At 47.1% G+C, this 13788-nt stretch carries 11 protein-coding genes; 9 read left to right on the forward strand and 2 right to left on the reverse strand.

What is annotated here, in order from left to right:
- Positions 1-54 precede the first annotated feature (54 nt).
- Positions 55-732: a hypothetical protein gene (locus V7R82_RS00840; protein WP_070755169.1), complete on the reverse strand. Its 678-nt coding sequence runs from the start codon at positions 730-732 to the stop codon at positions 55-57.
- Between the two features lie 214 nt (positions 733-946).
- On the opposite strand from V7R82_RS00840, the gene V7R82_RS00845 reads away from it, so the two are divergent.
- The 5 genes from V7R82_RS00845 to V7R82_RS00865 all read left to right on the forward strand — a co-directional run bounded on the left by V7R82_RS00845 (position 947) and on the right by V7R82_RS00865 (position 7174).
- Positions 947-1636, forward strand: coding sequence for a SanA/YdcF family protein (locus V7R82_RS00845; protein ID WP_338542872.1), 690 nt, complete (start codon positions 947-949; stop codon positions 1634-1636).
- 178 nt (positions 1637-1814) lie between these two features.
- Positions 1815-2303: an Lrp/AsnC family transcriptional regulator gene (locus tag V7R82_RS00850; protein WP_023392238.1), complete on the forward strand. Its 489-nt coding sequence runs from the start codon at positions 1815-1817 to the stop codon at positions 2301-2303.
- On the forward strand, positions 2300-3484 hold the full coding sequence (locus V7R82_RS00855) for a pyridoxal phosphate-dependent aminotransferase (protein WP_291427697.1): 1185 nt from the start codon (positions 2300-2302) through the stop codon (positions 3482-3484). Before V7R82_RS00850 ends, V7R82_RS00855 begins: the two co-directional genes overlap by 4 nt.
- A gap of 1 nt (position 3485) precedes the next feature.
- The gene (pepF, locus tag V7R82_RS00860) at positions 3486-5279 is read left to right on the forward strand and encodes an oligoendopeptidase F (protein WP_338542873.1); all 1794 of its coding nucleotides are present in this window, start codon (positions 3486-3488) and stop codon (positions 5277-5279) included.
- 341 nt (positions 5280-5620) lie between these two features.
- Positions 5621-7174 (forward strand): bifunctional UDP-sugar hydrolase/5'-nucleotidase, encoded by a 1554-nt coding sequence (locus V7R82_RS00865; RefSeq protein WP_338542874.1) that lies wholly within the window; start codon positions 5621-5623, stop codon positions 7172-7174.
- Positions 7175-7257: 83 nt separating this feature from the next.
- Here V7R82_RS00865 and V7R82_RS00870 read toward each other — a convergent pair whose 3' ends face one another.
- The gene (locus V7R82_RS00870; protein WP_291427700.1) at positions 7258-8715 is read right to left on the reverse strand and encodes an NCS2 family permease; all 1458 of its coding nucleotides are present in this window, start codon (positions 8713-8715) and stop codon (positions 7258-7260) included.
- A 263-nt stretch (positions 8716-8978) separates the two neighbouring features.
- Here V7R82_RS00870 and V7R82_RS00875 point away from each other — a divergent pair, with 263 nt between their 5' ends.
- The 4 genes from V7R82_RS00875 (at position 8979) to V7R82_RS00890 (ending at position 13780) form a co-directional block, all read left to right on the forward strand.
- Positions 8979-9719 carry a metallophosphoesterase gene (locus V7R82_RS00875; RefSeq protein ID WP_311465931.1) on the forward strand — a complete coding sequence of 247 codons (741 nt, stop codon included), beginning with the start codon at positions 8979-8981 and terminating at the stop codon, positions 9717-9719.
- A gap of 3 nt (positions 9720-9722) precedes the next feature.
- Positions 9723-11900: a Tex family protein gene (locus tag V7R82_RS00880; RefSeq protein WP_338542876.1), complete on the forward strand. Its 2178-nt coding sequence runs from the start codon at positions 9723-9725 to the stop codon at positions 11898-11900.
- A 44-nt stretch (positions 11901-11944) separates the two neighbouring features.
- Positions 11945-12958 (forward strand): glycosyltransferase family A protein, encoded by a 1014-nt coding sequence (locus V7R82_RS00885; protein ID WP_314693568.1) that lies wholly within the window; start codon positions 11945-11947, stop codon positions 12956-12958.
- Between the two features lie 102 nt (positions 12959-13060).
- Positions 13061-13780 (forward strand): YebC/PmpR family DNA-binding transcriptional regulator, encoded by a 720-nt coding sequence (locus V7R82_RS00890; protein ID WP_268443606.1) that lies wholly within the window; start codon positions 13061-13063, stop codon positions 13778-13780.
- Positions 13781-13788 lie beyond the last annotated feature (8 nt).

Raw genomic sequence — 13788 nt, forward strand, 5'->3', positions numbered from 1 at the left:
TTCCCAAGTAAATAAAGCCACCTATCCTAAGTGATAGGTGGCCTTCGATTTACTTTAAGGTTGTACGTTGTAGTAGAAGAGAGCGGGGCGGGAGCTGTTAGATAGGCTGACAGGCACCACCGCTTGCTTAGCTTGATCATAGTAGGCTACCAAGACTAGGCGATTGCCGACATAGGACAAGGCTTGGTTCATGAGTTCGATATCGCTGTCCTTGACGCGACTGTTGGCTTCTTGGCGAGTCATTGGCACAACTAAACGAACGACGTAACTGGTTTGGTTGCCTAACTTAACCGCGATTTGGTCGACCTTAGTTTCCAAACCGCTGACATTGCCGGCTTGATCCAAGTAGTTTTGCAAATCTGCTAATTCTTGTTGGCTAAGTGCTTGTTGGCTAGCAGCCTTCTCTTCTGCTGAGTAGTTGGCTTGGTAGAATTCGTTGATTTTCTTGTTGAGTTCGTTACCGTCCATTTCGGCAGGCAAGACCGTCTTCTTGTAGCTAGCGTCTTCTGGAATACTTTCATTCAGGAAAGACTGTGGTGGCTCCGAAGAGGAAGAGGCGCTACTGCTAGATTCAGGCTTACTAGAAGAAGATTGGCTGATTAACTGGCTAGAACTAGATTCTTGAGTCTGATTGTTCTTGCGCGCAGGTTCTTGGAGTTTGAGATAGAGAATCGTGGCGCCGGCACCTAAGACAATGGCCAGCAAAAATAAAAAGATATGGCGTAATTTCATGGGGTTTCCTCTTTCTATGGGATATTTGATAGGTGGGGACTGGAGCCCTCGGGGTAATCTTCTATAGTCTACCATAGATAAGTGGCAGAGTCCGTGACAAACGGATAACAGCTGAGTTAAATTTCGCAACAGGACTGACAATTTTAGACTTCTCTTCAGGATACTGTTATACTATAAAAGCTGAGACATTTGAGAAGGAGGGAGGCGCGTGAGAATGATTCTATCAATTTTTAAAGCAATCATTGGCCTAGCATGCTTAGGGCTCTTGCTAATCCTAGCCATTAATCTTTGGGTGATTGTTAGCGCCCAATTCCAAACCAAGACTCCTCAACAGATTCAAGCCTCTGATTGGGCTAGTGACCAGGTGCCTATTTTGGTGCTAGGGGCTGGAATTATCGACAATAAGGAGCCAAGTAAGGTCCTGGCAGGGAGGCTAAATTCGGCCCTTGCGCTAGCCCAAACATTTCCAAATAAGGCTCTCATTATGAGTGGTGACCACACCAATCAATATTATAATGAAGTGGCAGTCATGAAGGACTATCTAGTTCAGCATGGGGTAGCCAGTGAACGGATTTATTTAGATCATGCGGGCTACTCGACTTATGATAGCCTTTATCGGCTCAAACATGTTCTGGGTCAGAACCGAGTGATTATCGTTACCCAAGGCTATCATTTATCCCGTGCTCTTATGTTGGCGCGTGGCCTGGGCCTAGAAGCCGTCGGATTTGCGGCTGAAGAGACAGAATCCACCCGATTCAAGCGTGAATTCCGTGAAGTGGGCGCCCGGCTTAAGGACTTTGCTGTGACCTATCTGGGCTACCAGATGCCGCAGCCTAGCTTAGATTATCCGATTGACTTCAGTCAATCAGGAGATCTTACCGACCGAATCAAAGTTGGGGATTGATTCTCTGAATATGACTTGCTGAGTAGCCTTAAGAGGTCGCTCGGCTTTTTTTATTCTAGCGCAGATTCGACTTGCTTGGCGCTGACCTCCAGTCTTTCGCCTTAGCCTTGCTTTGTGCTATAATAGGAATAAGGTGCGTCAGCAGAGACTGGCCACAAGTCTAGTAGGAGGTTTCACCATGAATCAACGCCAAGCGATTTTAAAAGTATTAGAAAGTAACAGTAGAATTTCACCAGCTGAATTAGCTGTTCGTCTAGGTTATAGTGAAGAAGAAGTAATCAAAACCATTGCAGAACTTGAAGCCGACCGTATTATTGTCGGTTATCATACCCTAATTAACTGGGATAAAACCGATGATCAAAGTGTTTCTGCCATTATCGAATTGAAGGTCAACCCTCAACGTGGGCAAGGCTTTGACCGTATTGCAGAAAAAATTTATCTCTTCCCAGAAGTAGACTCCCTCTACCTTATGTCTGGGGGCTTTGACTTCCTAGTCGAGCTTAAGAAGGCACCCATGAAGGAAATTGCCCTCTTTGTTTCTAGCCGTTTGTCTGTGATTGAAGAAGTTCAGTCAACAGCAACTCATATTATCTTAACGAAATACAAAGACCACGGCACCATGTTCGTAAAAGATGACAAACACAAACGGATGGTGGTTACTCCATGAGTCATCGTTTTATCAACCAGAAGGTGCAATCTATCCAACCTTCTGGTATCCGAAAATTTTTCGATATCGCCAATGAAATTGAAGATGTTATTTCGCTAGGGGTGGGGGAACCCGATTTTGATACCCCTTGGCATGTGCGTGAAGAGGGGATTTACACCCTTCAGAAAGGTCGGACTTTCTATACAGCTAACCGTGGGCTGATGGAATTACGAACCGAGATTTCTAATTACATCGCGCGCAATCATGCGGTTCAATACAATCCTGCCACTCAGGTTTTAGTCACAATCGGGGGGTCAGAGGCCATCGACCTAGCCTTGCGAGCCTGTCTAGAACCTGGAGATGAAGTGATTTATCATGAACCTTGCTATGTTTCATATTTGCCATGTATTACCCTGGCGGATGGCGTTCCGGTGCCTATTCCACTTAAGGAAGCCAATGATTTTCGGCTGACGGCGGAAGAGTTAGAAGCGGCGATTACGCCTAAGTCCAAGGCCTTAATTTTATCCTTCCCCAATAACCCAACCGGTGCGGTTATGACCAAAGAAGACTTAGAAGCCATCGCTGAGGTCATTGTGCGCCATGATCTCTTGGTTATTACAGATGAAATTTATAGTGAACTTTCTTATACCGGCAAGAAGCACTATTCGCTCATTGATTTGCCAGGTATGGTTGAACGGACTATCTATATCAATGGTTTCTCTAAGGCTTATGCCATGACCGGTTGGCGCCTGGGCTATTGCTGTGGACCAGAAGAAATTCTGGCTCAGATGGTGAAAATTCACCAGTTTGCTATTATGGCTGCGCCAACTATGAGTCAGTATGCCGGTACCATGGCTCTTAAGAATGGGGCTAGCGATGTGGAAATGATGCGTGACAGCTATAATCAACGTCGACGTTATTTGATGGCGGAGCTCGAACGCTTAGGCATTCCATGCTTTGAGCCTTTTGGCGCCTTCTACATCTTCCCGAATATTAGTCAATTTGGCTTAAGTTCAGAAGAGTTTGCTACCCGTCTGATTCGGGAGCACAAGGTGGCGGTTGTGCCGGGCTCTGCCTTCGGTCAGTCAGGCGAAGGCTTCGTACGGGTATCTTATGCCTACTCGATCGAAGAATTGAAGCAAGCTTTCGAACGCATTGAACGCTTTATCACTGAATTACGTGCAGAACAAGGAGGAAAGTAAGATGTCATTACCTTTAAGACAGGAACTGCCATTAGCAGAGACCTGGGATTTAAGTCTCTTGTATCAAGACCAGGCGGCCTATGAAGCGGCCGTGGAGGGCTTGAAGAAACAGGTGACGGAATTTGAAGCTAACTATGCGGGCACTCTGGGCCAAGCGCAACAATTAGAAAAGGCCTTAGCCGACTACGAGGCTATTCAAGTGGCTATTTCCTGGGTCTCTCATTATGGTTCACTAGCCTATGAGACCGACAAACTAGATGCTCAGAATGAAGCCAATGCAGTGGGGTTGGATCAACTCTTCGAATTAGTCGGGGCTAAGCTTGCCTTTCTAGCACCAGAGTTATCAGCCTTGGATGAAGCCTACCTGAGAGAGTTTAGTCAATCTGACAAGGGCAAGCGCTATGCTGGCTATCTCAATGAAGTCTTGCGCTTAAAGCCTAGCGTCCTTTCTAAGGAGGTTGAAGAGCTCTTATCTAGTTTCCAGAGCTCGCTCTACAACCAATATTCTCTCTATGGAACCCTCAAGTTCCAGGACTTGACCTTCGGCGATTTCCAAGTGGCGGGTAAGACCTATCCAAATAGTTTCGTCAAATTCGAGGGAGACTACGAAGGGGCTAGCGACTATGAATTGCGTCATGCTTCATGGAAGTCTTTCCACGATGGCTTGGCGCGCTATCAACACACGGCAGCAGCCAACTACCTCAACTATGTGCAAACGAGCAAGAAGGAAGCTAAGTTGCGAGGTTTTGACTCAATCATTGATTACGAACTCTTTAAACAAGATGTGAGTCGTGAAGCCTATAATCGCCAAATTGATGTCATTATGTCAGAGTTTGCGCCGGTGATGCGTCGTTATGCGCGCTTACTAGCAGCTGAACAGGGCTTGGACAAAGTGTCTTTGGCAGATATTAAGATGCCATTCTCTAAGGAGCCTGCTGAGACCATCAGCATAGAGGCATCCCGTGCCATGGTAGAAGATACCTTCAAGGTCCTTGGCCCTGACTATCAAGAAATTGTGCGTCGTGCCTTCGATGAGCGTTGGATTGACTATCCAATGAACCAGACTAAATCAACCGGCGGCTTCTGTGCGACGGTAGCCGATGGTCCATCCTATATTCTGCTCAACTGGACAGGCTTACTCAGCGAAGTGCTTGTTCTGGCTCATGAATTGGGGCATGCGGGGCACTTCCAGTTAACCAACCAGCATGTATCGCCTATTACACCAGAAGCCAGCCTTTACTTTATCGAGGCGCCTTCAACGGCTAATGAAGTGATTATGTGTCAATATTTGCTCAGCCAACCTTTAGAAGCCGCGCAAAAACGGACCTTGATTGCTGAGTTTATTGCTCGGACCTACTTCCACAACATGGTCACCCACCTCTTGGAAGCACACTTCCAACGTAAGGTGCTAGAAGCGGTAGACCGTGATGAATTCCTCAATACCGACAGTCTTAACCAATTCTTCTTAGAAACCCTTAAGGAATTCTGGGGCGATGCCCTGGAAATTAATCCAGGTGCCGAATTGACTTGGATGCGTCAGCCGCACTACTTCATGGCCCTCTATCCTTACACCTACTCAGCAGGGTTAACCATTGGGACGGCTGTAGGGCAGAAAATTGCAGCAGGCGACCAAACCACTATTGATAAGTGGCTAGAAGTTCTTAAAGCTGGAGGCACCATGGGACCGTTAGCCTTAGCAGAACATGCTGGTGTATCTATGGCGGATGCTGGCGCCTTACGTTCAGCAATCGGCTACGTCGATCATTTATTAGATCAAATAGAAGCTCTTGCCTAGGATTGGTCTAGGCAAATGTTACAAGAGCGTAATATTTGCAATCAAATAAAGGGCAGATGTCAGAAGTGTTAAGCTTCATCTACAGACCGCCTATAAGCCTTTTCATTGCCAATCAAGTGATGTATGATAGACTTAGGCAATGCAAGGAGTGCACTGCCGGAAAATGGTGCGACCTTACGTGGGGGTAAGGCATCGCTCGTTTTCTTGACTGACTTGGGAAAAGACCTTGAGGGGCTGGAGACCTCTTGGTCTTTTCCTTTTTTATTTTGACTTTATTAGGCTACTTGAGAGGCTTGGCGGGATGCTGTATAATAGGAAGGCTAAGACTAAGGAGGCGTACTATGCAGCAATTATCCATCTTGATGACCAGTGATACACATGGTTTCTGGCTCAAAGCACCAGAAAATGCTGAGCGCTCATTGCTCAACACAGCAGCAACGATTGAAAAATTGAAAGAAAAAGCTAATCATCCTGTCTTAACCATTGATTTAGGAGACTTTATACAAGGTTCTTCCTTCGCCACTTACTGCAAGCAGGAAGCGGGCGATGGTAGTGTTTTTGCTCGGGCTATGAATAAAATCGGATACGATTATCAAGTAATTGGTAATCATGAGTTCAATTTCGGCCAAGACTATCGTGATAATATTTTGAATCAGCTAGAGGCACCGATTTTGTGTGCCAACATTGTCTGGCAGGAAACGGGTCAACCAGCACTCGGCCAACCTTATGTCATTACCGAACGTGAAGGCATCCGGATTGGGATTATTGGGGTGACAACCGAGTATATTCCCCATTGGGAGTTACCAGCGCATTATGAAGGGCTAGCCTTCCTCGATGCCTATCAAGTGGCCAAGAAATATGCTGAGCAAATCAGACCTCAGGTGGACGTCTTAATCTTGGCTTATCATGGTGGTTTTGAACGGGATTTGAATAGTTTTGAACCCCTTGAAGCTTTAACGGGCGAAAACCGCGGGGCTGAGATGCTGCAAGGGATTCCAGGCCTAGATGTGCTTTTAACAGGGCACCAACACCGTGTGATTTGCCAACAAGTAGGACAGACTTGGGTAGTGCAACCAGGCTTTGCTGGCCAGTATGTAGCGGAAGTGACTTTAGACTTGGATCAAGACCATGGGGTTATTTCTGGCCAAGCGAGCTTGCACGAAACCAGCCAAACGAGTCCAAGCCAGGCTGTGCGCGAGGTCATGGAACCAGAGCTTAGCCAAGGGGCGGCTTGGTTGAATCAAGTCCTAGGAGAGGCACCTCTTTTATCTGTTACTCAGGATGCTTTTGAAGCGCGTATCTACGGGCATCCTTATATTGAGTTCCTTAACCAATTGCAATTGCGGGAAACAGGCGCCGATTTTAGCGCCATTGCCTTAGTTAATGAGGCCTTTAAAGATTTCCATGGGCCTATTACCAATGAAATTCTGCTGGCTAGCTATCCCTACTATAATTTAATTGCGACTGTTGAGGTAAGTGGTCAGACAATCAAGGATGCCTTGGAGTTCGATCTCAACTATCTGGTGCTGGATCAGGATGGGCGTAAGTCCATTAATCCAAGTTACATTGCGCCTAAGCCTAAGCATTATAACTTTGATGTCTTCAGTGGCTTGATGACCACAGTAGATTTGACTCAGCCGGTAGGGCAACGTGTGGTAAGTATCGTGGATGAACGTAAGGGGCAAGAGTTGGACTTAGACGCCACTTATACCCTAGCTCTAACCCAATACCGTGCCTGCGGCGGGGGCGACTATCATATGTTTTCAAGCGACCAAATGAAGACCTTGTCGAAGACTGATTTAGCCACTTTGATGAAAGAGGCCCTTGCTCATTTTGGCCCTGAAGATTGGGAGCAAATCAATAACCATTACCAGCACTTTAACTGGTTACAATAAGCATAAGCAACTGAGACCATAGGTCTCAGTTTTTTTATAGCAAAAAAAGCAGAGACAGAGTCTCTGCTAGTGATTAGATGTCATTAGATAACAGCTAGAATGATGAAGTTAAGGACGAAGAGTGCGATGGAGACCCACAAGAGGGCGTGGATTTCCTTGGCCTTGCCTTGTGTTACTTTCACGATAGCGTAGGTAATAAAACCAGCTGCAATCCCGTAAGAGATAGAGTAGGAGAAGCCCATGAAAATGGAAGAGAAGAAGGCAGGCACTGCTTCGGCGAAATCAGTCCAGTTGAGGTCACTGAAGGAGGCCATCATGAGAACACCGACAATGATGAGGGCTGGTGCAGTTGCCACAGATGGAACTAGGCTGACAAAAGGTGCAATAAACATGGTTGCTAGGAATAGCAAGGCAGTGACGACAGAAGTAAGACCAGTTCGGCCCCCAACGCCAATCCCTGCGGCAGATTCCACATAGGTGGTGGTGTTAGATGTCCCGAAGAGGGCGCCAATCAGAGTCCCGATTGAATCTCCAAAGAGGGCCTTGTCCATTTTGGAGCTGAAACCCGAGCTGTTTTGTAGGGCTAATTCGTCTTCAGCGGAGAAGATGCCAGTCCGGCGACCAGTTCCGACGAAGGTCCCGATGGTGTCGAAGACATCAGAAAGACTGAAGGCGAAGATGGTCATCAGCACTAAAGGAAGGCGACTCCAGTCTGCGAAGAGGGCCGGAAGACCTTCTGGACGGAAGATGACTAAGAAAGTTTGGCCAAGTTCCCCAAAGGCATTGCCAAGAGAATTTTGTGCTAGGTTGGCACTTGATAGGTCAATTAGGCCCATTGGAAAGGCTAAGGCGGTAGTGATGACAATCCCTAAGAGAAGGGCACCTTTGACTTGACGGACCATGAGGATAATGGTGATAGCTAAGCCAATCAAAGCGAGAATTGCAGATGGCTGAGTGAAGTTGACCAAGGCTGGAACGATACCGGAATCAGCTACGACATTGGTAACCCCGCCAGCATATTGGGTAGCGCTAGCTGGACCGCCATTAACGGAAAGAATGCTAGAACCAGAGGCTGTAAAGTTTAAGAAGCCTGCATTCTTCACCCCGATGTAGGCGATGAAGACCCCAATCCCAGCAGAAATAGCATGTTGTAGGGATTCTGGGATGGAAACAATCAAGAGCTTGCGGATTTTAGTGACGGTAATCAGGATGTTGAAGATACCGCACAGGAAAACCATGGCTAAGGCTTCTTGCCAAGTGAAACCTAGACCGAAGCAGACGGTGAAGGTGAAAAAGGCATTAAGGCCCATACCTGGAGCCAAAGCGTATGGGACATTAGCGAAAAGTCCCATTACCAGTGTCGAGCTAGCTGCCGCAAAAAGTGTAGCTAGAAAGACAGCCTGGCTAGGCATACCGGTTTGAGACAGAATTGACGGGTTGACAAAGACAATATATGCCATGGCAAGGAAGGTCGTAATCCCTGCAATAAATTCAGTTACCACGGTCGTTCCATGGTCACGTAATTTGAAAAAACGTTCCAAAATAATAGCCTCCTAATGTTTGGATTAATAGAACAGAATTGAGTATAGCATAGACAGTGGCAGATAGAACTAGTTCTAAGAGGATTTGTCTTCAAAAAAAATTAAATGTTCGTGTTTTTGAACACTGCAAGGATAGGCGGAATGAAAATGTGTAGAATTCGTAACAAAATGTCTGATAAACGAGGAGCTTTAGGGCTAGATATCGTGTTTTAAAGGCTTTTATGCTATAATGAAGAGGATTGAATGAGAAGGAGTCGATAGCCTTGACTAAGCAGGAAGCATTTGTTATTGGGGATATCCATGGTATGTACCATCTTTTGGAAGAACTATTGACCCATTGGCGCCCAGAAGATCAACAACTAATCTTTGTGGGAGACTTGATTGATCGAGGACCGAATTCGAAGGCCACGGTTGAAAAAGTAAGGGAGCTTCAAGCCAGTCATGGCGCTATCTGTCTCTGTGGTAACCATGAGGATATGTTATTGGAGACCTTGACGGACCCAGAAAACTACTTTGGTCGCTATAAGCGTAACGGTGGTTTGACCACCATCTCAGAATTTTTAGAGACGACGCCTAGTAGGCTAGAAGACCAATCGGGCCAGTTGCTGTCTGACTGCTTGAAGGAGACTCAGCCGTGGCTGCAAGCCTGGTTGGAGGGCCTGCCCCTCTATACAGAATTTGGCAACTTCATCATTGCACATGCTGGGGTTAATCCGGAAGTCGACCAGTGGCAAGATTCTTCGCGTCGCGATTTTGTCTGGATTCGCGAACCCTTCCATACGCTGCCTAATAAGACTGGGCGGCCAATTATCTTCGGCCATACCCCGATTGGTCGGCTCAATGACGATGGCCAGACTCATCATGTTTGGCATCGTGAGGGTGATTTGATTGGCATTGATGGCGGTGCAGTATACGGTGGCCATCTATTGGCTGTCCGAATCAATCACGAGACCCTTCTCGAAACATTCTGCGTTCCTTCGGACGCACCAAAGGTGGACGATTAAATCATGACAGTAACATTAACACATGAAGTACAAGAGGTAGCTAAGGAACTTAAGTTGCCGGTTGATAAGGTCAGTGTCGTCTTAGAGCTCTTGGCCGAAGGCAACACCATTCCTTTTATTGCGCGCTATCGTAAGGAAAAAACAGGAGCCCTAGATGAAGTCCAAATCCATGAGATTGAGACCCGCTATCGCTATGTCACGCAATTGGCCGAGCGTAAGGAAGAAGTTAAGCGTCTGATTGATGAGCAAGAAAAACTGACTCCAGAATTAGCTGGGCAAATCGAAGCGGCTAGCACCTTGCAACAAGTGGAAGATCTCTATCGACCTTATAAGCAGAAGCGTCGGACTAAGGCCATGGTGGCTATTGAACAAGGCTTGGAACCTTTGGCTCAATGGTTGTTGAATGAGCAGGCAGGGGACGTCGAAGAGACTGCTGCTGGCTATCTTAACGAAGAAGTTTCGGATGTGGCAGCTGCCCTAGCGGGTGCCCATGAAATTCTGGCCCAATGGGTGTCAGACAATGCTGCCTACCGCGAATTTATCCGCAAATACATGCGTTATAATGCCATCCTCAAGACCAAGCTCAAGAAGGAAGAGGCGGATCCTAACCAAGTCTACGCTATGTACTATGACTTCGAAAATAAACTTAGTGACCTACCTGCACACCGGACCTTAGCCCTCAACCGAGCTGAGAAGGAAGAGGTTATCAGCGTGTCTATTGAGGTGGATGAGGCGCCGATTTTCAATTATTTGGAGCGTCATGTCTTATCTGAGAATCTTCCAGAAGCTAAGCGTGTCTTAGGGCAGGCGGCTATTCGAGATGCATACAAACGTTTCATCTTTCCAGCCATTGAGCGGGAACTTCGCAATGAAGCGACTGAGCGGGCAGATAAGCAAGCCATCCAAGTCTTTGGGGACAACCTCAAGCATTTGCTCTTGACGCCACCTCTTAAGGGGCGGACAGTGCTGGGCTTAGACCCTGCCTACCGTACGGGCTGTAAGCTAGCGGTCGTTAACCAAACCGGTAAGGTCTTGGATAAAGGGGTTATTTACCCTCATAAACCAGCAGGTGAACGCCAACGTCAAGCGGCTAGTGGCCAATTGGCAGATTTGATTAAAGCACACGGGGTCGAAGTCATTGCTATTGGGAATGGGACCGCCAGTCGGGAATCTGAGCAGTTCGTAGCTCAAGTCATCAAGACCTTGGACCAACCGGTTAAATATATGATTGTTAATGAGGCGGGGGCTTCTGTCTATTCAGCTAGTGAACTAGCCCGTCAAGAATTTCCGGATTATCAGGTAGAAGAGCGGAGCGCGGTTTCCATTGCTCGCCGTCTGCAAGACCCTTTGGCTGAATTGATTAAGATTGATCCTAAGTCCATTGGTGTGGGTCAGTATCAGCACGATGTGGCTCAAAAGCAATTGACCGAGGAACTAGACTTTGTGGTCAATACCACTGTTAACCGAGTAGGTGTGGATGTGAATACAGCCAGTGTTTCCCTCTTGCAACACGTGTCTGGTTTGACCGCGACTACGGCCAAGAACTTGATTAGTCTTCGTGACGAGTTAGGTCGCTTTGAAGACCGCCGTCAAATTAAGGATGTTAAGCGCCTAGGCCCTAAAACCTATGAGCAAGCCATTGGCTTCCTCCGGATTGTCGGAGGTAAGAATCCACTTGATCAGACCGGCATTCACCCAGAGAGTTACGCGGTAGCGCGTATGATTCTGGATCGTGCAGGTATAGCTCTAGACGCGATTGGCTCTGATCATGCTGTGGAGGCCTTAGGTGCCCTTAGGCCAGCCCAACTTGCTCAGGAGCTAGAAGTAGGCCAGGCAACCATTGTAGATATTATTGAGGGCCTCAAGCATCCCCTACACGATATCCGGGATGCTGGTCCAGCACCGATTTTACGTGAAGATGTCATGTCCTTAGACGATCTCGAAGTTGGGATGCAACTACAAGGCGTGGTCCGCAACGTGGTCGACTTCGGTGCCTTTGTGGATATCGGGGTCAAGCAAGATGGCCTGATTCATATTTCCAAACTATCCAAGAAATTCATCAAGCATCCTTCAGAAGCGGTAGCTGTGGGGGATATCTTGGAAGTTGAAGTCACTGTCTTAGATAAGAAAAAAGGCCGTATTGGCCTCAAGCGCCTCTTCAAGAAGCCTGCCCAAGGCTAGGAGCCATTGACTTCAATGTTTCGACTAGAAAGGTAGAATATTTAATGAAATTACTAACTGTGGCAATCCCCTCATATAATTCCGCAGATTATATGGGACGGGCTATTGAGTCCCTCTTGCCGGCAGGCGACCAGATTGAAATCTTGGTCATTGATGATGGCTCTAAGGATGAAACCTTGACCATTGCTCAAGACTATCAGCGTCGCTATCCAGACCAGGTCAAGGCTATTCATCAGGCTAACAAGGGGCATGGTGGGGCTGTCAATACTGGTCTAGCCCATGCGACTGGCCAATATTTCAAGGTAGTGGACTCTGATGACTGGGTGGATGAGTCGGCTTTGGCGGCGGTTATGGCAACCCTTGAGCGCTTTGAAGCAGAGAATACCCAGGTGGATGTTCTCTTGACCAATTATGTTTATGAGCAGGGAGAGGAAGGCGCCAAGCGAACGGTTCGCTACGAGCGTAATTTGCCTATTAATCAGTTCTTTGGCTGGGATGAAGTCAAGCCTTTCTCAGTAGGCGAGTATCTCATGATGCATTCATTGATATATCGGACCCAACTGTTGAGAGATTGTGGTCTTATCTTGCCAGAACACACCTTCTATGTAGATAATGTCTTTGTCTATCAACCGATTCAGCATGTTCAGCGCCTCTATTATCTGGATGTCGACTTCTATCGTTATCTGATTGGCCGCGATGACCAGTCGGTCAATGAACGAGTTATGATGGGGCGGATTGACCAGCAACTCAAAGTTAACCGAATTTTAATTGAAGCAGTTGACTTTAGTCAGCCGCTACACCCTAGCATTCGCCAGTATTTGCTTAAACATTTGGAGATTGTCACTAGCATTTCTAGCGCCTTGCTCAATCGTATTGGGACACCAGAAGCGATAGCTAAGCGCCAAGACCTTTGGAACTTCCTACAAGAACGTAACCCTGAGGCCTTCAAAGTCTTGCGTTATGCTTTCTTTGGCCGCTTAACGACAGCGAATACGAGAGTAGGACGTTGGGTTTCCAACCAGGTTTATAAAGTCATTCGCAAGGTCGGGGGCTACTAAAAGCCTACTTGCCCACTGGCAAGGCAAATGAGTGTCAGACCTTGCCATAGCGGGGGCTTAGCCTTATAATAGTAATATCTTAAGAGAAAGTGATGTGAAAGAATGGGACGTAAATGGGCCAACATCAAAGAAAAAAAAGCCAAGTTGGACGCCAATAACAGTAAGGTCTACGCAAAATTCGGGATTGAAATTTACGTAGCAGCTAAACAAGGCGATCCAGATCCCCATAGTAACCAAAAATTGAAATTTGTCATTGACCGTGCTAAGACCTATAATGTGCCTAAGCATGTCATTGACCGCGCTATCGAAAAAGCCAAAGGTGGCGGTGATGAAAGCTTCCAAGAGCTCCGCTACGAAGGTTTCGGGCCAAACGGTTCCATGATTATCGTGGATGCCTTGACTAACAACGTAAACCGGACTGCCAGTGATGTGCGGGCGGCCTATGGTAAGAACGGCGGGAACATGGGTGTCAGCGGGTCTGTTAGCTACCTCTTCGACGCGACAGCTGTTTTCGTTATCGCTGGCCAAGATGCTGACGAAATCATGATGGGCTTATTAGAAGCTGATGTAGATGTCCGTGAAGTAACGCAAGAAGGTGAGTCTGTTGTCGTTTACGGCGAACCTAACGACTTCCATGCCATTCAATCAGCTTTGGAGTCCATGGGGATTAGCGAGTTTGAAGTGGCAGAATTAGACCTCTTGCCACAAAACGAAGTGACCTTAACAGGTGACGACTTAGCTAGATTCGAGCGTTTGATTGAAGTCTTAGAAGACAATGACGACGTTCAACGCGTTTACCACAACGTGGACTTAGAAGACTAAGACAAAGT

It is taken from the genome of Abiotrophia defectiva ATCC 49176, from assembly GCF_037041345.1.
In the GTDB taxonomy this organism is placed as follows: domain Bacteria; phylum Bacillota; class Bacilli; order Lactobacillales; family Aerococcaceae; genus Abiotrophia.